This is a genomic window from Bradyrhizobium sp. SBR1B, from assembly GCF_014198205.1.
Taxonomy (GTDB): Bacteria; Pseudomonadota; Alphaproteobacteria; order Rhizobiales; family Xanthobacteraceae; genus Bradyrhizobium.
Map to the genome: position 1 here is coordinate 86,589 of NZ_JACIHC010000018.1, position 23,829 is coordinate 110,417.

At 64.4% G+C, this 23,829-nt stretch carries 21 protein-coding genes; 4 read left to right on the forward strand and 17 right to left on the reverse strand.

The annotated features are described in order from the left end of the window. Nucleotides 1–839 precede the first annotated feature (839 nt). The 3 genes from GGD61_RS32275 to GGD61_RS32285 all read right to left on the reverse strand — a co-directional run bounded on the left by GGD61_RS32275 (nt 840) and on the right by GGD61_RS32285 (nt 5,108). Nucleotides 840–2,537: a GMC family oxidoreductase gene (locus GGD61_RS32275; RefSeq protein ID WP_092252627.1), complete on the reverse strand. Its 1,698-nt coding sequence runs from the start codon at nt 2,535–2,537 to the stop codon at nt 840–842. 107 nt (nt 2,538–2,644) lie between these two features. Further along, complete coding sequence (locus GGD61_RS32280) at nt 2,645–4,204, reverse strand: acyl-CoA carboxylase subunit beta (RefSeq protein WP_092252625.1); 1,560 nt, start codon at nt 4,202–4,204, stop codon at nt 2,645–2,647. Next, on the reverse strand, nt 4,134–5,108 hold the full coding sequence (locus tag GGD61_RS32285) for an IclR family transcriptional regulator (RefSeq protein ID WP_092252623.1): 975 nt from the start codon (nt 5,106–5,108) through the stop codon (nt 4,134–4,136). The genes GGD61_RS32280 and GGD61_RS32285 overlap by 71 nt, the downstream gene beginning before the upstream one ends. A 94-nt stretch (nt 5,109–5,202) precedes the next feature. Here GGD61_RS32285 and GGD61_RS32290 point away from each other — a divergent pair, with 94 nt between their 5' ends. The 4 genes from GGD61_RS32290 to glsA all read left to right on the forward strand — a co-directional run bounded on the left by GGD61_RS32290 (nt 5,203) and on the right by glsA (nt 10,945). After that, nucleotides 5,203–5,424: an acetyl-CoA carboxylase biotin carboxyl carrier protein subunit gene (locus tag GGD61_RS32290; RefSeq protein ID WP_091954359.1), complete on the forward strand. Its 222-nt coding sequence runs from the start codon at nt 5,203–5,205 to the stop codon at nt 5,422–5,424. 168 nt (nt 5,425–5,592) lie between these two features. Then, the gene (locus GGD61_RS32295; protein ID WP_092252621.1) at nt 5,593–6,759 is read left to right on the forward strand and encodes a TAXI family TRAP transporter solute-binding subunit; all 1,167 of its coding nucleotides are present in this window, start codon (nt 5,593–5,595) and stop codon (nt 6,757–6,759) included. A gap of 241 nt (nt 6,760–7,000) precedes the next feature. Beyond that, entirely contained in the window at nt 7,001–9,076 is a 2,076-nt protein-coding gene (locus GGD61_RS32300; protein WP_183231872.1) for a TRAP transporter permease, read from the forward strand. 21 nt (nt 9,077–9,097) lie between these two features. Continuing rightward, nucleotides 9,098–10,945, forward strand: coding sequence for a glutaminase A (glsA, locus tag GGD61_RS32305; RefSeq protein ID WP_092252617.1), 1,848 nt, complete (start codon nt 9,098–9,100; stop codon nt 10,943–10,945). Nucleotides 10,946–10,951: 6 nt separating this feature from the next. On the opposite strand, the gene GGD61_RS32310 is transcribed toward glsA, so the two are convergent. The 14 genes from GGD61_RS32310 to GGD61_RS32375 form a co-directional block, all read right to left on the reverse strand. Continuing rightward, nucleotides 10,952–11,254 carry a nucleoside triphosphate pyrophosphohydrolase family protein gene (locus GGD61_RS32310; protein WP_028145149.1) on the reverse strand — a complete coding sequence of 101 codons (303 nt, stop codon included), beginning with the start codon at nt 11,252–11,254 and terminating at the stop codon, nt 10,952–10,954. A gap of 26 nt (nt 11,255–11,280) precedes the next feature. Beyond that, nucleotides 11,281–11,808 carry a carboxymuconolactone decarboxylase family protein gene (locus tag GGD61_RS32315; RefSeq protein WP_018319845.1) on the reverse strand — a complete coding sequence of 176 codons (528 nt, stop codon included), beginning with the start codon at nt 11,806–11,808 and terminating at the stop codon, nt 11,281–11,283. A 481-nt stretch (nt 11,809–12,289) separates the two neighbouring features. Beyond that, nucleotides 12,290–12,649: a Zn-ribbon domain-containing OB-fold protein gene (locus GGD61_RS32320; protein ID WP_092252614.1), complete on the reverse strand. Its 360-nt coding sequence runs from the start codon at nt 12,647–12,649 to the stop codon at nt 12,290–12,292. Next, nucleotides 12,646–13,782: a thiolase family protein gene (locus GGD61_RS32325; RefSeq protein ID WP_092252612.1), complete on the reverse strand. Its 1,137-nt coding sequence runs from the start codon at nt 13,780–13,782 to the stop codon at nt 12,646–12,648. The genes GGD61_RS32320 and GGD61_RS32325 overlap by 4 nt, the downstream gene beginning before the upstream one ends. Before the next feature lie 10 nt (nt 13,783–13,792). Next, nucleotides 13,793–14,992 carry a CaiB/BaiF CoA-transferase family protein gene (locus GGD61_RS32330; protein ID WP_092253059.1) on the reverse strand — a complete coding sequence of 400 codons (1,200 nt, stop codon included), beginning with the start codon at nt 14,990–14,992 and terminating at the stop codon, nt 13,793–13,795. A gap of 126 nt (nt 14,993–15,118) precedes the next feature. Continuing rightward, nucleotides 15,119–15,325 (reverse strand): hypothetical protein, encoded by a 207-nt coding sequence (locus GGD61_RS32335; protein ID WP_018319840.1) that lies wholly within the window; start codon nt 15,323–15,325, stop codon nt 15,119–15,121. Nucleotides 15,326–15,448: 123 nt separating this feature from the next. After that, nucleotides 15,449–16,618, reverse strand: coding sequence for an acetyl-CoA acetyltransferase (locus GGD61_RS32340; protein ID WP_092253057.1), 1,170 nt, complete (start codon nt 16,616–16,618; stop codon nt 15,449–15,451). A gap of 61 nt (nt 16,619–16,679) precedes the next feature. Further along, nucleotides 16,680–17,330: a bifunctional 4-hydroxy-2-oxoglutarate aldolase/2-dehydro-3-deoxy-phosphogluconate aldolase gene (gene eda / locus GGD61_RS32345; protein ID WP_092252610.1), complete on the reverse strand. Its 651-nt coding sequence runs from the start codon at nt 17,328–17,330 to the stop codon at nt 16,680–16,682. 26 nt (nt 17,331–17,356) lie between these two features. Continuing rightward, nucleotides 17,357–18,331 (reverse strand): sugar kinase, encoded by a 975-nt coding sequence (locus GGD61_RS32350; RefSeq protein ID WP_092252608.1) that lies wholly within the window; start codon nt 18,329–18,331, stop codon nt 17,357–17,359. Nucleotides 18,332–18,355: 24 nt separating this feature from the next. Next, complete coding sequence (denD, locus tag GGD61_RS32355) at nt 18,356–19,342, reverse strand: D-erythronate dehydrogenase (protein WP_092252606.1); 987 nt, start codon at nt 19,340–19,342, stop codon at nt 18,356–18,358. Nucleotides 19,343–19,410: 68 nt separating this feature from the next. Further along, entirely contained in the window at nt 19,411–20,346 is a 936-nt protein-coding gene (locus tag GGD61_RS32360) for a carbohydrate ABC transporter permease (protein ID WP_018319835.1), read from the reverse strand. Continuing rightward, a complete protein-coding gene (locus GGD61_RS32365; RefSeq protein WP_177236940.1) occupies nt 20,339–21,256 on the reverse strand; it encodes a carbohydrate ABC transporter permease in 918 nt (305 codons plus the stop codon). Before GGD61_RS32365 ends, GGD61_RS32360 begins: the two co-directional genes overlap by 8 nt. 100 nt (nt 21,257–21,356) lie before the next feature. Continuing rightward, nucleotides 21,357–22,676, reverse strand: a complete 1,320-nt coding sequence (locus GGD61_RS32370; RefSeq protein ID WP_018319833.1) for an ABC transporter substrate-binding protein — start codon at nt 22,674–22,676, stop codon at nt 21,357–21,359. A gap of 46 nt (nt 22,677–22,722) precedes the next feature. Further along, the gene (locus GGD61_RS32375; RefSeq protein WP_091954325.1) at nt 22,723–23,790 is read right to left on the reverse strand and encodes an ABC transporter ATP-binding protein; all 1,068 of its coding nucleotides are present in this window, start codon (nt 23,788–23,790) and stop codon (nt 22,723–22,725) included. Nucleotides 23,791–23,829: the final 39 nt, after the last annotated feature.

Sequence of the window (23,829 nt, forward strand, 5' to 3'; positions counted from 1 at the left end):
GATTCGCGTAGCGTGTCCGCCCGAGTTGGCGTCATAGGCCATCCAGACATCGCCTCCGAGGTGCTGCTCCAGAACGAAAACGTGTCCTCGGCGCGCAGCAACCATTCCCGGCGCGGGTGATGTCCGCGGAAAGCGCAGCCAATTGGCCGCAAGATTCAATTCCGGCACGATACGACCGAACACGCGCAGAGCCGCGCCGCAGCCGCAGAAGGACGAAGGGCAGCCTGCCGGACGACCGCCGACAACGCGAGCCCCGGAAACACCGGAGACGGTCGCCGGCGTGGCGGCGCCCCCTGCGTCAGTCACTGTCAGCTGCGTCGAGCGGTACGCTTGCAGTGACGGCGTGGAATTCAGTGAGGATCTGGAAGCTAGTGAGTATCTGGAAGTTAGTGAGGACCTGGAAGTCCGCTCGCGCTGCATCTGCGAATACGAGAAGTCGCAGGGCATGGTGACATTGCATTCGGAAGCATGATGAATGCGATAAGGTCGCGCTTCCGAAGGGATAGAGCTCAAGACAACGAAGAGGTACGCAGAAATTACTAGCCTGTACATTGCAGGACTCCAAAATAGAGTGGTCCTGCCCCAGGCAACGAGAAACCAATAACAGTTTGGCTGAAATGGGCCTAAAGAGCGGCTGAAAATGGCTGCATCTGCGCGACGCTGTCTGCAATCATCATAGCCTACAAATAGCGAGCGAAATGATTAACTCGCAGAGAACGAATGAGCGCTCCGCGCGTTCAACGCACTGCATGCAACCAAGTCCAGTTCGCAATGGTCGAGGCTTCTGCAGCAAGCTCTCCCCGTCACTGCGCTGCCCCTGATCGGCACGACGCCGCTATTCACTGCATCATCGCAGCCGCGATCTTCTCCGCCGACATCAACACGGGAAAATTGGTGTTGGCGCATGGCACCACCGGAAAGATCGAGGCGTCGACGACGCGCAGGCCCTGGATGCCCTTGACGCGGCCCTGATTGTCGACCACCGCCATCGGATCGTCGGCGCGGCCCATGCGGCATGAGCAGGAGGCGTGCCACACGCCGATCGTCGCCTTGCGCACGAAGGCCTCCAGCGCCTCGTCGTCGTTCATCACCTGATCGAAGGTGAAACCTTCGACCACGAAATTGTCGATCATGTAGTGGCGCAGCGCCGCCGGCCCGTCCATCAGCGTCGCGGCGATCTTGGTCAAGATCCTGTTCTTGGTGTTGACCACGCCGATCTTGCGGACCTTGTCCGTATAGGCGGCCGGGAACGGCTTGTCCGTCACCGCCTTGACCACGTCGCTCATCTGCACCGCCGCCATCTTGCGGAAGCCGCTCATCAGGCGATCGAGATCGCGCCGGTCGGACAACAGATTGAACTCGACGACCGGCTCTGCCGACGGATCGCGCGAGGCGAGCTTGACCTGTCCGGTCTCCGAATAGGTCTTGTTGACGAAGGTCAGCAGCGAGCCGATCTGCTCGCCGACCGCATGCCAGGCCGACTTGGAGAGCAGGACGACGAACATGTCGCCCTTCGGCACGCCTGCGAGATCGGAGGAATAGCGCAGGCCCAGCTGCATGTGGCGCCTGGTGTGCTCGTTCATGCGCGCGCCGCGGCGGACAAAGGACGACAGCGAGATCGAGGGATGATCCATCAGGCGCTGGCCGACGCCCGGCAGTCCCATCAGCACAGGAATGCCGAGATCCTTGAGGTGGCCGACCGGCCCGATGCCGGCGCGCAACAGATGCGCCGGCGAATGGATGGCGCCGCTGGACAGAATGATCTCGCGTCCGCGGAATTCCTGCTCGCGTCCGTCAACCATCGCTTTGACGCCGACGCAGCGCGTGCCCTCGAACAGCAGCTCGCGCACTTGCGTGTTGGTGGAGATGGTGAGATTGGCGCGCTGGCGGGTGTCGCGATCGAGATAGCCCATCGCGGCGGAGACGCGTTGTTCGGCCTGGTTCGAATGCGTCACCGGGAAGAAGCCGTCGACGAACTCGCCGTTCTGGTCCGGCAGGAATCGGTGGCCGGCCTGCTGGAAAGCATCGGCGAAGGCCTGCGAATGCCGCGTCCAGTGCTCCCTGGGGATGCGGCGGACCGGGATCCGGCCATCCTTGCCATGGTACGGTCCGTCGAAATCGAGGTCGCGCTCGACTTTCTTAAAGAAGGGCAGCACGTCGTTCCAGGTCCACCCTTCGGCGCCGCGCGCGTCCCATTCGTCGTAATCGGTGGGGGCGCCGCGGTTGGCCATCTGGCCGTTGATCGACGAGCCGCCACCGAGCACGCGCGCCTGCTCGTATTTGCGCAAGGGAGGCCGGCCCACGTGTGGGTTGTTGTGGCTGACGACCTGCGTCGTGACCTTGAGCTCGGTCCAGTGGAAGCGCGGATCGAAATAGGCCGTGCCCGGATAGCTGTCCCTGATCTCGGCCGGCTCGTTACCGGGCGGCGTGTCCTGGCCGGCTTCGCACAGCAGGACCTTGTTGGCACTCTTCGCGGAGAGCCGGTGGGCCAGCACGGACCCCGCCGAGCCGCCGCCCACGATAATGAAGTCATACACGATTGGCGCGTCCTCTTGTTCTTGTTCGGGGAACGTAGCGCGTAATTGTTTTGAGGTCACGCCATCGCAGCCGCGACAAGATTGTCGCGCGGCAGCGATGGCCAATATCAAGGCCTGATCGAAAAGTTCTCCGGCGGCCCCGGCTTTCGCAGCGGCTCGGCGAGGCGCGCGAACTCGCACAGCAGCGACCTCGTCTTCCGGGGATCGATGATCTCCTCGACCCAGAACTTTTCGGCCGAGCGGAACGGAGAGCGCAGCTTGTTGAGGCGCACCTCGATCTCCTTGAGCTTCTCCGCCTTGTCCTCGGCCGCGTGGATGTCGGCGCGATAGGCGGCCTCGATGCCGCCTTCGAGCGGCAGCGAGCCCCAATAGGCCGACGGCCAAGCGTAGCGGATCGAGAAGCGGTCGGCCGGCTGATGCACGACACCTGCAACACCAAACGCGTTGCGCAGGATCACGGTACACCAGGGCACGGTGGTCTGGTTCACCGCAGCCATGGCGCGAACGCCGTGGCGGATCGTGGCCGCCTTCTCGGCATCGAGACCGATCATGAAGCCCGGGCAATCCATGAGATAGACGACCGGCAGATGGAAGGTCTCGGCGAAGTCGACCCAGCGCACCACCTTCTGGCAGGCATCCGCGGTCCAGGAGCCGCCATAGTGAAAGCTGTCGCTGGCAAGCAGCAGCACCGCCCTGCCCTCCAGCCGCGCAAGGCCGACGATGACAGGCTTGCCGAAATTCTTGCCGATCTCGAAGAACGAGCCCTTGTCCACGACGGACTCGATAATGGGGCGCATCTTGTAGACCTGCTTGCGGTTGCGCGGCACCGCATTAATCAGCGCCTCTTCGCTCCGCTCCGGATTGTCGGTGCAGGGCAAGGTCGGCGGCAGCTCGTAGACCGACGACGGCAGATAAGACAGGAAACGCCGCGCGCAGGCAAAGGCCTCTTCTTCCGTGTCGACGGCATGATCGACCGCGCCGGCGCGGGTCTGGATGTCGGCGCCGCCGAGCTCCTCCTTCGAGAGGTCCTGCCCCAGCGCCTTCACCACCGGCGGCCCCGCGACGAACATCGCGGACTTCCGGGTCATGATGGAATAGTGGCTGGCGGCAAGGCGGGCGGCGCCAAGGCCTGCGACCGAGCCGAGGCCGAGTGCGACCACCGGCACGCGCGACAAATTCTCCGTCGTGAACCGATACCAGCGCGTGCCGCCGATGCCTCCAGGCAGATTCGCCGCGCCCTTGGTCTCGATGGTCTTGACCGAGCCGCCGCCGCCGGAGCCTTCGATGATGCGGACGATGGGCAGACGGAAATCGTGCGCCATCTCCTCCGCCATCAACGGCTTTGCCGAGATCGACGCATCAGCCGAACCGCCGCGCACCGTGAAATCATCGCCAACCACGACCACGGTGCGGCCGTCGACGCGCGCACGGCCGAACACGCAATTCGCCGGCGTGAGCTTTTTCAAATCGCCGCTGGAATCGTACTCTCCGATGCCGGAGACGGCACCGATCTCGTGAAAGCTGCCTTTGTCGATCAGCTTGTCGATACGCTCCCGAACAGTCAGCCGGCCCTGGTCATGCTGTCGCTTGACCTTGTCAACGCCGCCCATCTCCCGCGCGAAGGCTTCGCGCCGGGCGAGCTCGTCGAGTTCCGGCTTCCAGTTCATTCACTCCCTCCGAATGGATCGGCTTGTTATTGTTATGCACGGCCATTGCGACCGGTTTACGCGGGATACGGTTGGCGAAGGCGTCGCCCTCGGAGCCTTCCATCAGGCTGCCGAGCGAGCGACCGAGCGTAAGCATCAGCGGCGCGACTTCGTCATGCAGACGCTGCTCGTCATACATCGCCGAGAGCAGGCCGATCGTGATGACCACGAAGGTCTGGTACTGCGGCGACCAGATCGGCACCGCGAGGCCGTTGATGTGCGGACTCCACAAGCCGCAGGCCACGACATAGCCGCGCTCTCGCAACATCTGCCGGTTGGCCTCGATGCGGGGCTTCAGGATCTTCGCGGCCTCGGGCGCCTCCCGTTCGAAGTCCGCGATGAAGGCATCGCCGATCTCCGGCGCGAGCGCTGCGGTGTAGGCCGCGCCCGCGGCGGTCGAGGCCATCGAGATGCGACTGCCGGTGCCCTCATGCAGGCCCAGCGCAGAGGGCGAGCGTGCGAACTGGAGATAGACCAGATGAAAGCGGTCGGGCACGACGAACCCCACCGTGCCCGGCAGCTGCTCGGCGACTTCCTGGAGCCGCTGGCGGATCATGCTGCGCAGCTGCGCGCCCTTCATCATCGAAGCGCTCATCGCAACCGCGCTCGGGCCGATGCGATATTTCTGATCGCGCGGCAGATAGACGAGCTGGCCCATCCGCGTCAGCGTATGCGTGAGCCGCGACACCGTCGAGCGCGGCAAGCCGCAGCGATTTGAAATCTCGAGATTGCCGAGCCTTGCCTCGTGGCCCTCGAAGCATCGCAACACGTCGAACGCGCGCGAGACCACCTGGATGACATCACCCTCACCGGCATCGCCAGCGAGCACGCCTTGCCTACTCAACCGCTCCGATCGTCGTCCCATGTGTTCCCTACCGTTGTTCCGCTCTGCGGAATTAAATTCCACTTGCAGACGACGCTACCTCAGGCATTTTGCGACGACAACAAAAAGGGATGGCATGCCAGAAATTAAGATCGTCACGGAGGTCGCCGGGCGCGTCTGCGCAACTCCCGTGCAAGTTGGAGGAACCATTGCGGATGGCGATGAAATTGTAATCGTCGAAGCCATGAAGATGGAAATACCGGTGCTCTCGCCTGCAAGCGGCACGATCACATCGCTTCTCGTCAAGCTCGACGACGTCGTTGCGGAGGGACAGGCGGTCGCGATTGTCGCGTGCTGACAGCGTTATCCGTCGCTTCCGCGGCAATCTGTCAGTTGTGTTCCCGCATGCGCGGTACGGCGTTGCCATCGCCTGACGCGGGTGACATGATCCATCGCAAACAAAACTCTGTTTCAAACAAAGAACGAAAATCTTCGCGGCAAACGCGAAAGATCATTGGAGGGAAACATGCTTCGTGGGCTGCTCGTGCTCGCGCCTGCCTTGGTGGCGGGCATCTCTTTTGCGTCTACACGCTATTCGTTCGCCGAAGACATCAAGCTGCCGGCGACTTTGACGTTTACCGCCTATGACACCGGAACCGCCGGCTTCAACATCGCGGTCGGCGTCGGCAAGATGATGAAGGACAAATACGGCACCGACGTGCGCGTGCTGCCCGCAGGCAACGACGTTGCCCGTCTCGCGCCGCTGCGCGCCAAGCGCGCGGCATCCTCGGCGATGGGATCCGGCACCTACTTCGCGCAGGAAGGCATGTTCGAGTTCGGCGCGAAGGAATGGGGTCCGCAGCTGCTTCAGATCCTGCTTTCGAGCGTCGACTGCAATTGCGGATCGCTCGGCGTCGCCGCCGACACCGGCGTGAAGGAGCTGAAGGACCTCAAGGGCAAGCGTGTCGGCTTCGTGGTCGGCTCACCCGCGCTGAACCAGAACTCGCTCGCCGTGCTCGCCTTCGCCGGGCTGACGCAAAAAGACATCAAGGCCGTCGAATTCGCAAGCTACGGCGCGATGTGGAAAGGGCTGATCAACAACGACGTCGATGCCGCATTCGGCACCACCATCACCGGCCCCGCCAAGGAAGCCGAGACCTCGCCGCGCGGCCTGATCTGGCCGCCGCTGCCTGCCAAGGACAAGGAAGGCTGGGCGCGAATGCAGAAGGTCGGATCGTTCTTCTTCCCACAAGTGGCGACCTGCGGGGCCGGCATCTCGCCGGACAAGCCGGTCGAGCTCGGCAACTACCCCTACCCGATCTTCGTCGCCTATGCCTCGCAGCCGGCCGACCAGGTCTATGCGATCACCAAGGCGATGATCACGAACTACGACGCTTACAAGGATTCGGCGCCCGGTGCCGGCGGGCTCGCGGCCGACCGCCAGACCAAGAACTGGGTGGTGCCGGTGCATCCTGGCTCGGTGAAGGCGTTGAAGGAAGTCGGACAGTGGAGCGACGCGCAGGAGGTGCACAACAACAAGCTGATCAAGCGGCAGGAGGTGCTGGCAGCCGCGTGGGCCGATTACGGCAAGTCCAACCCGCCGTCGGACGACAAGGCGTTCCTCGACGGCTGGATGAAGGCTCGCGCAACAGCGCTTGCGAAAGCCGACATGCCGAACGGGTTCGAGGATTGAAGCGCGATGTTGTTGGGCTTGATGGCCGCCGCGCGAGAAGTGCGCTCCCTTTCCCGCTTGCGGGAGAGGGTTGGGGGAGAGGGCATCTCCGCAGTGGGATTCCCCCAGAGGAGACAGCCCTCACCCGGCGCTACGCGCCGACCTCTCCCGCAAGCGGGAAAGGTTGAGGAGCCCGCGGCTTGATCGATTCAACCAACGGCCATTCGCTTAGTTAGTTACCAGCCCACGCGCGGGGTCGACGATGTCTTCTGTTTCCACCTCCACTGCCCCGCAAGACGAGACCAAGCGGATCGTGTTCGACGATCCCCATGGCGCGGCCGGCAACATGCAGGAGGCCGAAGTCACGCGCGTGCGCACCTTGCGCGGCGTCTGGCGCTGGACGCTGGTCGCAGCGACCGCGGCAACGATCCTGCTCTGCATCAACCAGCAGTTCTCGCTGCGCTTCTTCATCGGCTACACCCAGCTCAACACGGAGTATTTCTATCTCCTGATCGCGTTGATGCTTCCCTTCACCTTCCTGATCTTTCCCGGCACCGAGCGCGCCCCGCTCGACCGGATCCCCTGGTACGACCTCGTCTTGTTCGTCGCGACTTTCGCCGCAGCGCTGCTGCTGATGTCGAACGTGCGCAAGGCGGCGGAGGCCGGCTGGGAGTTCGGCGGCGCGCCGAACAACGCGATCGCGGCGGGCCTCGTGATGTGGGCGATGCTGATGGAGGCACTGCGCCGCACCGGCGGCTGGAGCCTGCTGTTGAGCGTGCTTCCCTTCACCGTCTATCCGCTGTTCGCCGAATCCAGCTGGCTCGGCCCGTTCCGCGGCACGCAATCGACGCTGGAGCAGGCGACCGCCTATCACGTGCTGTCGGGCGAGAGCCTGCTCGGTATTCCGATCCAGGCCTTCGCCGACACCGTGATCGGCTTCCTCGTGTTCGGCACCGCGCTGATGATGACCGGCGCCGGAAAATTCTTCATAAACCTTGCCTTCGCGCTGTGCGGCACCTTCCGCGGCGGCGCGGCCAAGGTCTGCATCTTCGCCAGCGGCTTGTTCGGCATGATGTCGGGCTCGATCATCTCCAACGTGCTGACCGCCGGCACCATGACCATCCCCGTGATGAAGAAGAGCGGCTTCCGCGCCTCCTATGCCGGCGCGATCGAAGCCTGCGCCTCGACAGGTGCGGTGCTGGCGCCGCCGGTGATGGGCGCGACCGCGTTCGTGATCGCGCAGTTCCTCAATGTAAGCTACGCCGACGTCGCCCTCGCCGCGATCATTCCGGCTGTGCTCTACTACATCGGCCTGTTCATGCAGGTCGACGCCTATGCTGCCCGCCACAAGCTGAAAGGCATCCCACGCGCCGAGCTGCCGCGCATCATGGATACGATCAAGGACGGCTGGTATTACGTCTTCGTGATCGCGCTCTTGATCGTGATGCTGCTCTACTTCAAGCGCGAAAGCCATGCGCCGTTCTACGCGACCGCGCTGCTGCTCGTGCTCAACCAGTTCTTCTCCAAGGACACGCGCTGGACCTTTGCGACGATCGGCAAATTCCTCGAGGTCAACGGCCGCACCTTCGTCGAGCTGGTCGGCATCCTCGCCGGCTGCGGTCTCCTGATCGGCGCGTTCTCGATGACCGGCGTGGTGTCGAGCCTCGCCAACGACCTCCTGCATATTGCCGGAGACAATCCCTTCCTGCTGCTCGGCATGTGTGCGCTCACCAGCCTGATCCTCGGCCTCGGGCTGACGACGACGGCCTGCTACATCTTCCTCGCCATCCTGGTCGCGCCAGCGCTGGAGAAGCTCGGGCTGAACAAGATGGCCGTGCATATGTTCATCTTCTATTGGGGCATGCTGTCCTCGATCACCCCGCCGGTCGCGATCGCGTCCTTCGCGGCCGCAGGCATTGCCGGCTCGCCGGCGATGAAGACGGGCTGGGAGTCGATGTGGGTCGGCAGCATCATCTATTTCATCCCGTTCTTCTTCGTGCTCAATCCGGCGCTGGTGCTGCAAGGGCCGAGCCCGTATCTCGCCGGTCTCGGCCTGATGGGACTTGCGGCGTTCGGCACGCTCTTCATCTGCGGCGGCATCCAGGGCTATCAGCCCTTCGTCGGTGACCTCCGCCGCGCCGGCGCGCTGGAATGGCCGATCCGCGTGCTTCTGGTGATCGGCGGCTTCGTGGTGGCGACACCGGGCGGCGGGATCATGCCGCTGTCGCAGATGCAGGTGGCGCTACTGGGCCTTGCCATCCTTGTGCCCACGGCTTTGCTCGCCCTGCTGCTGGTCCGGCGGCAGACCGTGGTTCCGAACGGGTTGCGCGAGCCCTGATTGCGTTGCACAAGAGAGGCGATGACCCCGCTCTCGCCTCTCGCCGCCGCCTGGACCCGCTCGAAGCCGCCCTTGCTGCGGTTTCTGGACAATTGCCTCAACGAATTCTCCGCCGAAACTTCGGGCAGCGTCGCCGACTACATTCCCGAGCTGAGCAAGGCTGATCCTGCCTATTTTGGCATCAGCCTCGCGACACTGGACGGCCACGTCTACGAGGTCGGCGACTCCAGGGTGCCCTTCACCATCCAGTCGATGTCAAAACCGTTCGTGTTCGCGCTGGCGCTGGACCTTCTGGGCGCAGGCCGGGTCGAGAGCGCGATCGGCGTCGAACCGTCGGGCGATCCCTTCAACTCGATCCGGCTTAATTCCGAGAACCACCCGTTCAACCCGATGGTCAATGCCGGCGCGATCGCCTGCACCGGGCTGATTTACGACAGCAAGGGCGCAGATGCCTTCGAGCAAATTCGGCTCGCGCTGAGCCGCTTCGCGGGCCGCGATCTCGCCGTGGACGAGGCCGTCTACGGCTCGGAGAGCCAGACCGGCGACCGCAACCGCGCGATCGGTTATCTGCTCAAGACCAACGCGGTGATCTCCGACAACGTTGCAGCCGTGCTCGACGTCTATTTCCGGCAATGCGCCGTGCTGGTCACCGCACGCGACATCGCGGTGATGGCGGCGACACTTGCCAATCGCGGCGTCAATCCGGTCACGGGCGAGCAGGTGCTGACGCCTTACGCCATCTCGCGCACGCTCTCGGTGATGACCTCGTCGGGCATGTACGACTATGCCGGCGAATGGATCTACCGGATCGGCATTCCCGCCAAGAGCGGCGTCGGAGGCGGCATCCTCGCCGCGCTCCCCGCCCGCCTCGGGCTCGGCAGCTATTCGCCGAAGCTCGACAAGCACGGCAACAGCGTGCGCGGCATCAAGGTCTGCGAGGCGCTGTCCTCGCACTACGATCTGCACATGCTCAACCGCAGCGACGATGCCCGCAACGCCGTCATCGCCGATTACGATATCGGCAAGAGCCCGTCACGCCGCGTGCGCCGGCCGCAGGAGCGCGAGATTCTCGCCGCGCATGAGCAGGAGGTGCGGATCATCGAGCTGGTCGGCACGCTGTCGCTGTCCGCGGTCGACTACGTCTCCCGGCGGCTCGCTGCCCGGCCCCGCCCCCAATTCGTGATCTTCGATCTGCATCGCGTCACCTCCACCACGCGCGCCGGCGCGCGGCTGGTCGCCGAAGCGTTCGAGGAGCTCGCCGCTCTGAATGTCACGGTGGTGCTGTCGGGCGTCAGGCGCGCATCCAGGGAGTGGGACACGTTGCGGGAATGGACGGCCGAGCTGAAGAACGTCCGCGACTTCTACCTGCTCGACACCGCGATCGAATGGGCCGAAGATCAGATCGTCTACCGCTACGGCGGCTCGATCGACTTTCATGAGACCACCGAGCTTGCCGAGCAGCCGCTGCTCGAGGGCCTCGGCGAGGACGAGCTGGCGGATCTCGCCTCGATCTGCACCATCCGCACCTATCAGTCCGGCGCGAAGATTCTCACCACCGGCGATCGCGCCGATTCCCTGTTCTTCCTGCGCAGCGGCGCCGTGCACGTCACGCTACCCGACGGCGTGCGGCTCGCGACGCTGACCGCGGGCATGGCGTTCGGCGAGATGGCACTGCTGGAGTCCACGCGCTCGGCCGACGTCTTCGCCGACATGGCGGCGACCGCCTATGAGGCTCCGCTGCAGGAATTCGAACGCTTCCGCCAGCAGCACCCGCACGCCAGCGAGCGCATCATGCGCAATCTCGCCCAGCTCCTCGCCGATCGCCTGATCGTGGCGAACGCGAAGGTGGATATCTTGACGTCGACGTGAGCGAGCCTACCGGCTCGCCGCCTCGCTCAGCCGCCGCTTGATCTTTGCCGCGCTCCTTTCGAGCAGCTCGGACGGTTTCTGGCCGGTCGTCGCGCAGAGGCAGGCCCAGTAGTAGATGACGTCGCCGAGCTCATCGACGAGGCCCGCCTTGTCGAGCCAGTCATCGCGCAACAGCTTCTTGATGTGCTCGGCCACCTCGCCGGCCTCGCCCGCGAGGCCGAGACCGAGATAGGAGAGCCGCTCGTTGGACGGATGTTCATCGACTTTCGCAACGCTCGCGGCCCAGGCCGCATATTCATCGATCGTCATTGGCATCCCTCGCCGCGGTGCTTCGATCAGCCCACCACTTCGGTGACGGGCTGGAGATCGATCTCGAACGTCTCCAGGAATTTCGAGGTCATGATGTAGAAGCCGACCGAGAGCTGGAGCTCGACCAGCGCGGCCGGCGTCAGCTTCGCTGCGATCGCCTTGAAGGTCGCATCCGTCGGCTTCCTGAGCTTCACGATCTCGTCGGTGAAGGCGAGCGCGGCGCGCTGCACCTCGTTGAAGCACGTCGCCGCCTGCCAGTTTTCGAGCGCCTCGTTCTGCGCGTCGGTGACGCCGACATTCTTGCCGATCCGCTTGTGCGCGACGATCTCGTACGGCGCCTCGCACAAGATTCCGGTGCGGGTGATCGCAAGCTCGCGCACGACCGGATCGAGCTCGCCCTTGTGACGGATGGCGCCCCCCAAGCGGCAGTACTGCTCGAAATAGCTGGGCGAGTGCGCCATCATGCGGAAGATGTTGGCGTTGCGGTTCTTGTCGAGAATTTCGCGGGTGCGGTCGGATGCCTTGGACGGGTCGCTGTAGCTGATGCGGGCCATGATTTTCCTGAAGTTTTCCCTGATTTTTTGATGCTTTTTGTCGTCGTCCGCGCAAGTTCCCAAAGACTCTATTCGCGCGAGGACGCAGGAGCAACATTATCGAGTCAAATTGCCGCCGCATTGCTGATCGACCCTGACACAGTCGATATTCGCCGCGTGGGGACAAATCGCGGTGAGTACTCGCAAATGGGGTGTTCCGAGTAAAACAATTGGCCATCGGGTGCGCTAGCCGCACAACGATGAGTCACGCCCAAGTCTAGGGAGAAAAAGGCATGAAGGAAGCCACCAAGGGGGCGGCCTCGGGAGCGATCGCGCATATGCTGGCGGTGACGGCGATGCTCGTCATCGCCAGCATCTTGTTCTACGGGCGTTAGTTGGAGTTCTAGAGTTTTCGTCATTCCGGGGTGGCCCCTCGCACAGGCCAGGCCCAGAATACCCGTTCCAGGCTCGGTCCATGACCGCCCCCGAATGACGAATCCCGTTACATTTCCTTCGTGAAGAACGGCACGAGCTCCCCGGCGAACGGTTTGAAGCTCGCAACGACCGAGTCGCCGATGGCGAGTCCGTTGTCGCCATGCGCCATCATGCGAAAGCCCTCGGCGCAATCGACCAGCAGGATGTTGTAGGGCACGTGTGCGCGCGTCTCGGGCGTCGCGGCGCGGCAGACCAGCGAGGTGGCATAGACCCTGCCCTTGCCGCTGGCGCGCTGTTCGCGCGGATCCGATTCGCCACAAGCCGCGCAGAAGGCGCGGTGGAAGTACTGCACATGCCCGCATGAGTTGCAGGTCTGGTAGGTGATGGCCGCTTCGCCCTTGGTCCAGTCTGCCAGACGCCCACTCATCGCACTCGCTCCAGGAACATGCTCACATGCGACGACAGCACGCCGCCGTCGCCATGCAGCAGCGCAATCGAGGCGTCGCGCACCTGGCGGCTCGCCGCCCGCCCCGTCATCTGCAAATGCGCCTCGACCAGATGCGCCATGGCGCCGCCAACGCCGCAATGACCGTAGCTGAGCAGGCCGCCATGCGTGTTCAGCGGCATCGCGCCGTCGCGGCTGAAATGGCCTGATCGCACGCGGGCTGCGGCCTCACCGCGGCCGGCAAGGCCGAGGTCTTCCAGCAGCATCGCGAGCGTGATGGTAAAACTGTCGTAGATCGCGGCGTAGCGCACGTCGGAGATCGCAAGGCCCGTGGCCTTCTTGGCGCGGGCGATGGAGATCTCGGCGCCGAGTTCAATGAGCGCGGGCGCGGCCGTGACATGCTGATGGGTATGCGCCTGCGCGCAGCCGCGGATGCGCACGCCCGCCTCCCCGGTCCGCTCGCGGCAAATGACGAAGGCGGCGCCGCCGTCGGAGACCGGACAGCAGTCGAGCAGCTTGAGCGGCATCGCCACCGGCTTCGAGGCCATGACGTCGGCAACCGTGATGGGCTCGTGGAATTGCGCGCCGGGATGGGTGCAGGCGTGGCTGCGCATCAGCACGGCGAATTCGGCGAGATCCTCTTCGGTGACGCCGTATTCGTGCATGTACCTGTTGGCGACGAGGCCGTAATAGGCGGGAATGGTCGGCCCCAGCGGCACCTCGTAATCGGGATGGCCGACCTGCGCCAGCGCCTGGATCGAGGCATCGCGGCTCTGCCCGGTGAGGCGGTTCTCGCCGGCGACGACGAGCACATTGCGCGCGACGCCCGAGGTGACGAGGTGATGCGCCAGCATCGTCATCGCCAGCCCCGTGGCGCCGCCGACCTGCACGGCGTGGGCGTAAGACGGGCGAATGCCAAAGTGCTCGGCGAACACGGTCGCCAGCATGATGTGCGGCGAGACGGTGGAATAGCCGCAGAGGATGCCGTCGATGTCCGCACGCTTCAGCCCGGCATCGTCGAGCGCGGCTTGCGCGGCCTGGCTCATCAGGTCGAGCGAGGACGAGCCTTCATGTTTGCCGAAGGATGTGAGGCCGACGCCGGTGATGAAGCTCATGGTGCCTCCCCTACTCCGGCACCGACCGCGTAACACCGTCTCGCACCATGGCGGCGATCTCGTCGGCGGAGTATCCGATCCCGCGAAGAATCTCCGCGCCGTGCTCGTTGAGACGCGGGGCCAGCCGCACCGGCTCGGCCTCCGTCTCCGACCAGGTCGCCGTCACCTTCATGCTGCGGATCGGGCCCTCGGTCGGATGGGTCACGACGGGGAAGAAATTCGTCGCCTCCAGATGCTCGTCGTGCAGGATCGAGGCGAGGTCGTGCATCGGCATCACGGGGACATCGGCCTTGGTCAGCAGATCGATCCATTCGGCGGTCGTGCGCGTCTCGAAGATGCGCGCGAGCTCGGCATAGACGACATCGATATTGGCTGCACGGCCGGCGAAGGTCGCAAATCTGGGATCGGCGCGGAGGTCGTCGCGCGCGGTCGCCTTGAAGAAATTGTCCCACTGCTTGTCGTTGTAGACGATGACGCTGAGATAGCCGTCCGAGGTCTTGTACGGCCTGCGGTCGCGCGAGAGGTGGCGGGCATAGCCGCCCTTGTCGAGCGGCGGCTCATAGGTGAGACCGCCCATGTGATCGCCCATGACGAAGCCGGCCATGGTCTCGAACATCGGGATATCGACCCGCTGGCCGCGTCCGGTGCGGTCGCGATGCACGAGACTGGCGCAGATCGCGCCGACGGCGGTAAGGCCGACGATGCGGTCGACCAGCGCGTTCGGCACATAGCGCGGCACGCCGTCCCCGGTCTGCGCCATCAGCGCCGGCAGCGCGGTGGCGCCCTGGATCAGATCGTCATAGGCGGGCTTTGCGGCATACGGGCCATCCTGGCCAAAGCCGAACACGCCGGCATAGACGAGGCGCGGGTTGATTTTCGAGACGACGTCGTAGCCGAGCTGAAGCCGCGCCATCGCCTGCGGGCGGACGTTGTAGACGAGAACGTCGGCGTCCTTCAGCAGTCGCAACACGGCCTCGCGGCCCGCCGGCTTTTTCAGATCGAGGCAGATCGAGCGCTTGCTGCGGTTGGTGTTGAGGAACACCGGGCCCATGCCGGCGTGGCGCATCGGGCCGATCAGGCGGGTGACGTCGCCATCGAGCGATTCCACCTTGATGACGTCGGCGCCGTAATCGCCGAGCATCTGGGTCGCATAAGGCCCCATCAGCACGGTGGTCATGTCGATGACCTTGATGCCCTTTAGTGGCCCCATCATTGGCTCCCGATTGCGCGGGGGCCAGGCGCGGCCCCGCGATTTCGGTCCAGCTAAAGGCAGCAAAGCCGCGCGCACAAGGGCGGCCGGCGTATGGCCGCATGCGCCGTGCGGTGATATCGGCGGCTATTTCTTCTGGCGGGATTCGCGGATCTTGAGGAGCCGGTCGAGCTCTTCGTTCTGCTGGTTGATCCGGTCGGCGATGCGCGACTCGTTCTGCTCGCCTGAAGCGGCCGCGGCCTGCTCGATGAGCTGCCTTATATTGTCCTCGAGGATCGCAATCCGACCGTTGAGTGCGTCCATCGACAGCGAGTCTTCGTAGTCAGTGCTCATGATGCTCTTCCGCCAATCAATCAGGAGCCATAGGGTGGGCCAGGCGAAGCGGGCCCACCATGATCTAACGCAAGGAAGATGGTGGGCACGGCGCCTTCGCGCCTTTGCCCACCCTACGAGAGCCTACTTCAGCGGCTCCAGCACCGAGACGTAGTTGGCGACCGCGGCGCCGCCCATGTTGAAGATGCCGCCGAGCTTGGCGTTCTTGAGCTGCATGCCCTCGGGCGCCTGGCCTGCGAGCTGCATCGCGGTCATCACGTGCATGGAGACGCCGGTGGCGCCGATCGGATGGCCCTTGGCCTTGAGGCCGCCGGACGGATTGACCGGCAGCTTGCCGTCCTTCAGCGTCCAGCCTTCCTTGATGGCGCGGGCGCCCTGCCCCCGCGGCGTCAGGCCCATCGCTTCGTATTCGATCAGCTCGGCCACGGTGAAGCAGTCATGGGTCTCGACGAAGGAGAGATCGGACAGCGTGACCCCCGCCTTTTCCAGCGCACGCTGCCAGGCGACGGTGCAGCCCTCGAACTGGAGGATGTCGCGCTTGCTCATGGGCAGGAAATCCTGGGCGTGCGCGGTGGCGCGGAAGCCGATCGACTTGGCCATGCCCTTGGCGGTCTCGGCGTCGGCCAGCACCAGCGCGGCGGCGCCGTCGGAGACCAACGAGCAATCGGTGCGCTTCAGGGGGCCGGCGACGTAGGGGTTCTTCTCGCTCTCGGCGCGGCAGAAGTCGAAACCGAAATCCTTGCGCATCTGGGCGAAGGGATTAGCGACGCCGTTCTTGTGGTTCTTGGCCGCGATCAGCGCCAGAGCGTCGGACTGGTCGCCGTATTTCTGGAAATAGGAGCTGGCGATCTTGCCGAACACACCGGCAAAGCCGCCGACGGTGTCGCCGTCCTCGGGCAGGTAGGACGCCTTCAGCAGGTTCTTGCCGATCTCGGCGCCCGGGGTGCGGGTCATCTGCTCGACGCCGACGACCAGGACGATCTTGGCGGCGCCTGCGGCAATCGCGCGCAGGCCCTGGTGCACGGCGGCAGAACCGGTGGCGCAGGCGTTCTCGACACGGGTCGCCGGCTTGAAGCGCAGCTTCGGGTCGGCCTGGAGCACCAGCGAGGCGGTAAAATCCTGCGCCGAGAAGCCGGCGTTGAAATGGCCGAGCACGATCTCGTCGACATCGCCGGCCGAAATGCCGGCATCGGCCATCGCCTCATTGGCGACGCGGGTGACGAGGCTTTCGACGGTTTCGGTGTCGAACTTGCCGAACGGCGTATGCGCCCATCCGACGATGCTGGCGGTCATGGTCATGTCTCCCTGGGGTCTCTCTTCCTGAGCTAAGTCTTAGCGCAGGGATGGCAAGACTTCACGCAGGTTTCAGGGCCTTGAGGGTGCGCTGGCAGATGGCAGTTATGCCGGCCCAGTTCCCGGCCCTGATCTCGGCCGTCGGGCACAGCCAGGAACCGCCGACCGCGACCACGTTGGGCTCGGCGAGCCAGCTCGCCGCGTTGGCCTCACCGATGCCGCCGGTCGGGCAGAACCGCACGTTCGGGAACGGTCCGCCGAGCGAACGCAGGCCCTTGATGCCGCCGGCCTGCTCGGCCGGGAAGAATTTTGCGACGTCGAGGCCGTGCGACAGCGCCAGCATCAGCTCGGACGCCGTGGCGATGCCCGGCGCGAACGGCAGGGAGCTGTGGGCGGCGGCCTTCAGGAGATCGGGGGTCAGGCCGGGGCTGATGCCGAAGGCGACGCCGAGCTTCTCGACACGGGTGAAGTCGGCCGGATTGAGGATCGTGCCGATGCCGACGACCGCCTCCGGGACTTCGGCCATCATCGCCCTCGCCGCCTCGATCGCAACCGGGGTGCGCATGGTCACCTCCAGCGTGCGGACGCCGCCGGCAACCAGCGCGCGCGCCAGCGGCACGGCATCCTGGATGCGCTCGATGGTGAGCACGGGAATGACGGTCGCTGCCTTGAACAGCGCGGCGAGATGGTTCTGTTGGGCAGTCGTGGTCATAGGTCTCGATCTTTACTTGGTCGCTTCTACTTGGTCGCCTGGCGGGAGGTCGCCGGCCGGTGTCGTTTCTTCGGCGGCATGGCATAGCCCGGAATAATGGCACCGGAATAGCAGATCACGAGGCTGGCGAGGCGATGCCCGGCCTGGGCGGCCTCGACCGGATCGGAACCGGCGAGCCGGGCCGCGATATAGGCCGCGGCAAAGCTGTCTCCGGCCGCCGTGGTGTCGACGACGGGCTTGGTCATCGGTTCGGCACGGACCTCGCTCGTTCCGCCGGGGAAGCGCAGCAGGCTCACGGGCTCGGCGAGCCGGAACACCAGCTCGGGCGTCGGGATACGTGCCATCAGCTGATCGTTGCTCTCGTCGGGATAGAGCGCGAGCAGATCCTCGGTGGAGGTCAGCACGATGTCGGCGGCGGTGAAAGCAGCCGCAAATACCTCGCGCGCGACGTCGCGGTCCGGCCACCCCCGCGCGCGAAAATTGGTGTCGAACACGAAGCGAGTGCCGAGCAGGCGTGCGCGCTTGATTGCCGCGAACAGCCGCTCGCGGCCGGGCGCATCGTAGATCGAGAGCGTGATCGCGGAGAGATAGACGATGTCGTAGCTCATCAGCGAGTTGAGGAGCTCATCGGTCTCTGGCAGGCTCATCAGCTGCCGCGCCGCCGCGCTGTCGCGCCAGTGAAAAAACTGACGCTCGCCCTTCGCATCCAACTGGATCATGTAGAGGCCGGGCAGCTTGCCGGCCAGCCGCATGACACGCCTCGTGCCGACATTCTCCGCGTTCCAGGCCGCGATCATCTCGTCGCTGAGGCCGTCATCGCCGAGCGCGGTGAAATAATCGACCTTGACCTCGAGCCGCGCCAGATAGACGGCGGTGTTGAGGGTGTCACCGCCGAAGCCGCGCGAATACAGCCCGCCGCCCTGCCCTTGCCCGGCAGACGCGCCGCCTTGCGCCTGCCTGAGCTCGACCATGCATTCGCCGATGCAAGCAACGCTCGCCATCACCAGGGCCCGCTCAGTCGGAGATCATGCGACGAAGTTGCCGCCGAGCTCGTCTTCGATGTGAATGCGGATGATGTCGTCGAAGGTCTTCTCGGCAGTGGTGAAGCCGAGCTCGAGCGACCGCTTCGCATTGAAATTGCGCGGCCAACCGCCGACGATGCCGACGATGAAGGGATCGGGCTCGCGCTTGATGCGCGCGGCGACCTTCTCGCCCGCAACCCGCTTCAGGGCGGCGATCTGCTCGCCGACCGTTGCCGAAAGTCCCGGCATGGTCAGATTGCGTCGCGGGCCCACCGCGGCAAGATCCATGGTGCCGGCATGGAGCAGGAAGCCGACGGCCGAGCGCGGCGTGGCGTGCCAGTGGCGGACGTCCTCGGACACCGGGAGGATCACGTCCTTGCCGGCCAGCGGCTCGCGCAGGATGCTGGAGAAGAAGCCTGATGCCGCCTTGTTGGGCAGGCCGGGCCGGATGCAGATGGTCGGCAGCCGGATGCCGATGCCGTCGAGGAAGCCGCGGCGCGAATAGTCGGCCAGCAGCAATTCGCCGATCGCCTTCTGAGCGCCGTAGCTGAGCAGCGGGGTGTGGAAGAACTCGTCGCCAATCGCATCCGGGAACGGCGCGCCGAACACCGCGATCGAGGACGTGAACACCACGCGCGGCTTGTAGCCGCCACCGACCAACCGAATGGCATCGAGCAGCATTCGCGTGCCATCGAGATTGATGCGGTAACCCTTGTCGAAATCGAGCTCGGCCTCGCCCGAGACGATCGCGGCGAGATGGAAGATCACGTCCGGGCGGCCGGCGATCAGCTTTTCGGCAGCGCCCGGCACCGCGAAATCGCCCGACACCGTCTCGACGGGAAAACCGGCCTTCTCCGGCTTCTTCGGCTCGACCACGTCATGCATGGTGAGCTTGGTGATGTCGCTCTTGCCCAGCCGGCCGTCACGCAACAGCCGTTCACACAATTTGCGGCCGACCATGCCGGCGGCGCCCAGAACCAGAACGTGCAAGAGCTTAACTCCTTGGTTATTGGCCCGAGCGCGCAGCCTCCGGCGCGCTCCCGTGGCAGACCCCGCGATTATTCCTTCACGGCGCCGGTCATCGCGGACACATAATGCTCCACGAAGAAGGCGTAAAGGATGACGAGCGGCAGCGAGCCGGCCAAGGCTCCGGCCATCAGCGAACCCCAGCGGTAGATGTCACCGTCCACGAACTCGTTGACGATCGCGACCGGCACCGTCTTGTTGCTGGTCGACTGCAGGAAGGTCAACGCGTAGATGAACTCGTTCCAGCACAGCGTGAAGCAGAAGATGAAGGCCGAGATCAGGCCGGGGATTGCGAGCGGCAGAACGATCTTGACCAGGATCTGCCAGCGGCTCGCCCCGTCGATCAGCGCGCATTCCTCGAGCTCGAACGGGATGGTCTTGAAATAGCCCATCAGCAGCCAGGTCGAGAACGGGATCAGGATGGTCGGATAGGTCAGGATCAACGCCAGCGGCGAGTCGAACAGCCCGTACTGGAACACGACGGTGGCGAGCGGGATGAACAGGATCGACGGCGGCACCAGATAAGCGAGGAAGATCAGCCCGCCGACGAGATTGGCGCCCTTGTAGCGCAAGCGCACGATGGCGTAGGCAGCCAACACCGACGCGATGATCGAAAGCACCGTCGCGCAGACGGCCACGTACATCGTGTTCCAGAGCCAGTACGGGTAGTAGCTCTCGAACAGCAGCTTGTGGAAATGCTTGAAGGTCGGATTCCAGGTCCAGAACGGGTTGTACCTGTCGAGATCGAGCAACTGCTCGTCCGGCTTCACCGAGGTCAGCGCCATCCAGTAGAACGGGAACAGCAGAACGATGACGATGATCGCGAGCGGCAGGTACAGCGTCACCATCCGGCGCGGCACCGACTGCAGATAGCTCATGCCCTCGCTGTGATCGTCCTTCGCCACCGTCGGAGAGGATCCCGATAGCACGGCCTTGAGATCAACGGACCTGGTGGGCAGATCAGTCATTGTTCTCTCCCTGCTGCCATTTCCTGCGCTGGAGGCCGAACCACGAGACCATGATTGCGGCGAGCAGGAACGGGATCATGGCGCTCGAGATCGCGGCGCCCTCGCCCAGCTGCCCGGCGATGATCGCGCGCTGGTAGGACAGCGTCGCCATCAGATGGGTGGCGTTGACCGGTCCGCCGCGCGTCATCGCCCAGATCAGCTGGAAGTCGGTGAAGGTGAACAGCACCGAGAAGGTCATCACGACGGCGATGATCGGCGTCAGCAGCGGATAGGTGATGAAGCGGAAATTCTGCCAGCGCGTGGCGCCGTCGAGCGTTGCGGCTTCATAGAGCGAGGGCGACACCGTCTGCAGGCCGGCCAGCAGCGTGATCGCGACGAACGGCACGCCGCGCCAGATATTGGCGAAGATCACGCAAATGCGTGCCCAGGTCGTGTCGCCGAGGAAGTTGATGTTCTGGTCGATCAGGCCGAGATGCCTCAGCGACCAGGAGATGATGGAGAATTGCGAATCGAAGATCCACCAGAACGCCAGCGCCGAGAGCACCGTCGGCACGATGAAGGGGATCAGGACCATCGCGCGCAGCATCGCCTTGAACGGCATGTTCTCGTTCAGCAGCAACGCGAGATAAAGCCCAATCGCGAATTTGAGGGCGCTGGCGATGAAGGTGTAGAGCAGCGTGTTGAACACCGACAGCCAGAAGATGGAATCGTCCCACAGCCACTCATAGTTCTCGGTGGCGACGAAATGCCCGACCCTGCCGATGCGGGTGTCGGTGAAGGACAACCAGATGCCTAGGCCCAGCGGATAAGCCAGGAAAAAGATCAGGAAGGCCATGGCCGGCACCATGAACCAGAAGCCGAGCCAGTTGCGATTGTGTTTGAGCTGGGTCCAGGCGCTGTCCTCGCTCATCTGAGGCTTGGCCCGGGGAATTGCGACATCAGCCATGCCCGATATCCCTGATCGAAATGTTGACGAGCGGGCGGCCGAATGGCCGCCCGCCCCGTGACGCTCAGCGGTAGATGCGCTTCAGCTGGCGCTCGGCTTCCGCCATCGCGCCCTTCGCATCCTTGGTGCCGGTGCAGTAGTTGGCGAACATGTCGACGACGATGAAGTCGGCGATGGCCGTCGCCGCCTTTTCGCCGACCGAACCGATACCGGCCGCCGGCAAAGTGCGCTTGGAGGCCTGCGAGAACACGGCATTCTTGGGATCCGCCGTCCAGATCGGCGCCGACTCATAAGCGTTCAAGGTCTGCGTCAGATAGCCCTGCGCGCCGTCCAGCCACTTCTCGTAGTTCTCCTTCTCCAGCATGAAGGCGACGAAGGCCTTCGCCGCATTCGGATATTTGGTGAAGTTGAAGGCGAGGATCGGCAGCGCAAGCTGCAGCTCGGTCGGCTTGCCCACCGGCCCGACCGGCCAGAGCGCGTGATAGGTGTCCTCGGCGAGCTCCTTCTTGCTCGCATCGGTCTTGGCGGCGACGTAGATCGAGATGCCGTTCGCCGTGCAATAGAGCTCGCCGGCGAGGAACGCCTTGTTGTTGGAGGAATCGTTCCAGGACGCGGTGCCCGGGATGAAGGCATCGTACAGCGACTTGCAATATTCAAGCGCCTTTGCCGTCTCCGGCGAATTGATGATGATCTTGTCGTTCTGGTCGACCGTGTAGGCGCCGTGGCCCCACAGCACCCAGTGCAGCCACGAATTGCCGTCGCCCGAGGCGTGCCCGAGAGCGAAGCCGGCCGGCGTGTTGTTCGCCTTCAGCGCCTTGCACATCTCGAGGAAGCTGGGGAAGTCCTTCGGGAATTCCTTGAACCCCGCCTTGTCGAGCGCCGACTTGCGGTACGTCATGTAACCGCCGTTGGTCGCGACGGGAATGCCGAGCCAGTCATTGCCTTGCTTGCAGGTCTTGGCGGCCGCATCGGTCCAGCCGCCGTACTTCTTGCCGAGATAATCGGCGACGTCGTTCATCTTCAGCACTTTGGTGGGGAACAGCTGCGGCAGCGTGTGCAGGCCCCAGGCGAGATCGAGCCCGGAGCCGGTATTGGCCGCAACCGAAGCCTTCGGCTGCACGTCCTCGAAGGATTCGCTGAACACGTTCATCTCGGTGCCGGTGGCAGCCTTGAACGCCGCGACCATTGCGTTGAACGCATCGTCCTCAGCCGGCACGAAGCGCTTCCACCGCATCACGGTCAGCTTGGCACCGGGCTCCGCCTTCCAGGGCGCGCTCTGCGCCCAGGCCTTGGCGAAATCGAACAGTGCCGGCCCGGTGAGCATGCCGGTCGCAGCCAGTGCCGTTCCGCCTTGAAGCAGAGTCCGGCGGGTAAAGTCTTGCATGTCGTCCTCCCTGTGATGCTTTTTATTGTCTTGACTTAAACTTACGCTACGCGTTCAGGCGCTTTCCCGTCGCCTCGTCGAACAGATGCACCAGTGACGGGTCCGGCTTCAGCCGGACCTTGTCGCCCGGGTTGAACTGGTGGCGTTCGCGGAAGACCGCGACGACCTGCTCGCCGCCGATCTTGGCAAACACCTGCGTCTCCGAGCCGGTCGGCTCGACCACGATGATCTCGGCTTCGGCGCCGTCGTCGGCAATGGTGAAATGCTCGGGCCGCACGCCATAGACCGCGGGACGGCCGTCGGACGCCGCGGGCGCGGTCTTGAGCGGCAGCTTGACACCGTTCGGTCCCTCGAAGGTCGCAACGCCGTTGACGCGCACATGCCCCTTCAGGAAGTTCATCGCGGGCGAGCCGATGAAGCCGGCAACGAACTGATTGTCGGGCTTGTCATAGAGCTCGAGCGGCGTGCCCATCTGCTCGACGATGCCGTCATGCATGACGACGATCTTGTCGGCCATGGTCATGGCTTCGATCTGGTCGTGGGTGACGTAGACGGTCGTCGTCTTCAGCCGCTGGTGCAGCTCCTTGATCTCGGTGCGCATGGCGACGCGCAGCTTGGCGTCGAGGTTGGACAAGGGCTCGTCGAACAGGAAGACTTGCGGGTCGCGCACGATGGCGCGGCCCATCGCGACGCGCTGCCGCTGGCCGCCGGAGAGCTGGCGCGGATAGCGATCGAGCAGCGGCGACAGCGCGAGGATCTCGGCGGCGCGCTTGACGCGCTTGTTGATCTCGTCGGCGCCCGCATTCCGCAGCTTCAGCGAGAAGCCCATGTTGTCGGCGACCGTCATGTGCGGATAGAGCGCGTAGTTCTGGAACACCATCGCAATGTCCCGCTCCTTGGGCTGGACATTGTTGACGACGCGGTCGCCGATCGAGATCGTGCCGGAGGTGATGTTCTCGAGACCGGCGAGCATGCGCAGAAGCGTCGACTTGCCGCAGCCGGAGGGGCCGACCAGAACGACGAACTGGCCGTCCTCAATCGGTACAGTCACGCCGTGCAGGACTTCAAAATTGCCGAACGATTTCCGCACGTCGCGGATTTGCACAGACGACATCTAGCTCCCTCCTCGAAAGTCCACGGCGCCTCGAGCGCC

Bases quoted from the DNA above. Each gene is read 5' to 3' on its own strand.
- GGD61_RS32280 (WP_092252625.1), bottom strand. From the start codon at position 4,204: ATGAACTGGAAGCCGGAACTCGACGAGCTCGCCCGGCGCGAAGCCTTC.
- GGD61_RS32285 (WP_092252623.1), bottom strand. From the start codon at position 5,108: ATGGGACGACGATCGGAGCGGTTGAGTAGGCAAGGCGTGCTCGCTGGC.
- GGD61_RS32290 (WP_091954359.1), top strand. From the start codon at position 5,203: ATGCCAGAAATTAAGATCGTCACGGAGGTCGCCGGGCGCGTCTGCGCA.
- GGD61_RS32295 (WP_092252621.1), top strand. From the start codon at position 5,593: ATGCTTCGTGGGCTGCTCGTGCTCGCGCCTGCCTTGGTGGCGGGCATC.
- GGD61_RS32300 (WP_183231872.1), top strand. From the start codon at position 7,001: ATGTCTTCTGTTTCCACCTCCACTGCCCCGCAAGACGAGACCAAGCGG.
- glsA (WP_092252617.1), top strand. From the start codon at position 9,098: ATGACCCCGCTCTCGCCTCTCGCCGCCGCCTGGACCCGCTCGAAGCCG.
- GGD61_RS32310 (WP_028145149.1), bottom strand. From the start codon at position 11,254: ATGACGATCGATGAATATGCGGCCTGGGCCGCGAGCGTTGCGAAAGTC.
- GGD61_RS32315 (WP_018319845.1), bottom strand. From the start codon at position 11,808: ATGGCCCGCATCAGCTACAGCGACCCGTCCAAGGCATCCGACCGCACC.
- GGD61_RS32320 (WP_092252614.1), bottom strand. From the start codon at position 12,649: ATGAGTGGGCGTCTGGCAGACTGGACCAAGGGCGAAGCGGCCATCACC.
- GGD61_RS32325 (WP_092252612.1), bottom strand. From the start codon at position 13,782: ATGAGCTTCATCACCGGCGTCGGCCTCACATCCTTCGGCAAACATGAA.
- GGD61_RS32330 (WP_092253059.1), bottom strand. From the start codon at position 14,992: ATGGGGCCACTAAAGGGCATCAAGGTCATCGACATGACCACCGTGCTG.
- GGD61_RS32335 (WP_018319840.1), bottom strand. From the start codon at position 15,325: ATGAGCACTGACTACGAAGACTCGCTGTCGATGGACGCACTCAACGGT.
- GGD61_RS32340 (WP_092253057.1), bottom strand. From the start codon at position 16,618: ATGACCGCCAGCATCGTCGGATGGGCGCATACGCCGTTCGGCAAGTTC.
- eda (WP_092252610.1), bottom strand. From the start codon at position 17,330: ATGACCACGACTGCCCAACAGAACCATCTCGCCGCGCTGTTCAAGGCA.
- GGD61_RS32350 (WP_092252608.1), bottom strand. From the start codon at position 18,331: ATGGCGAGCGTTGCTTGCATCGGCGAATGCATGGTCGAGCTCAGGCAG.
- GGD61_RS32360 (WP_018319835.1), bottom strand. From the start codon at position 20,346: ATGACTGATCTGCCCACCAGGTCCGTTGATCTCAAGGCCGTGCTATCG.
- GGD61_RS32365 (WP_177236940.1), bottom strand. From the start codon at position 21,256: ATGAGCGAGGACAGCGCCTGGACCCAGCTCAAACACAATCGCAACTGG.
- GGD61_RS32370 (WP_018319833.1), bottom strand. From the start codon at position 22,676: ATGCAAGACTTTACCCGCCGGACTCTGCTTCAAGGCGGAACGGCACTG.
- GGD61_RS32375 (WP_091954325.1), bottom strand. From the start codon at position 23,790: ATGTCGTCTGTGCAAATCCGCGACGTGCGGAAATCGTTCGGCAATTTT.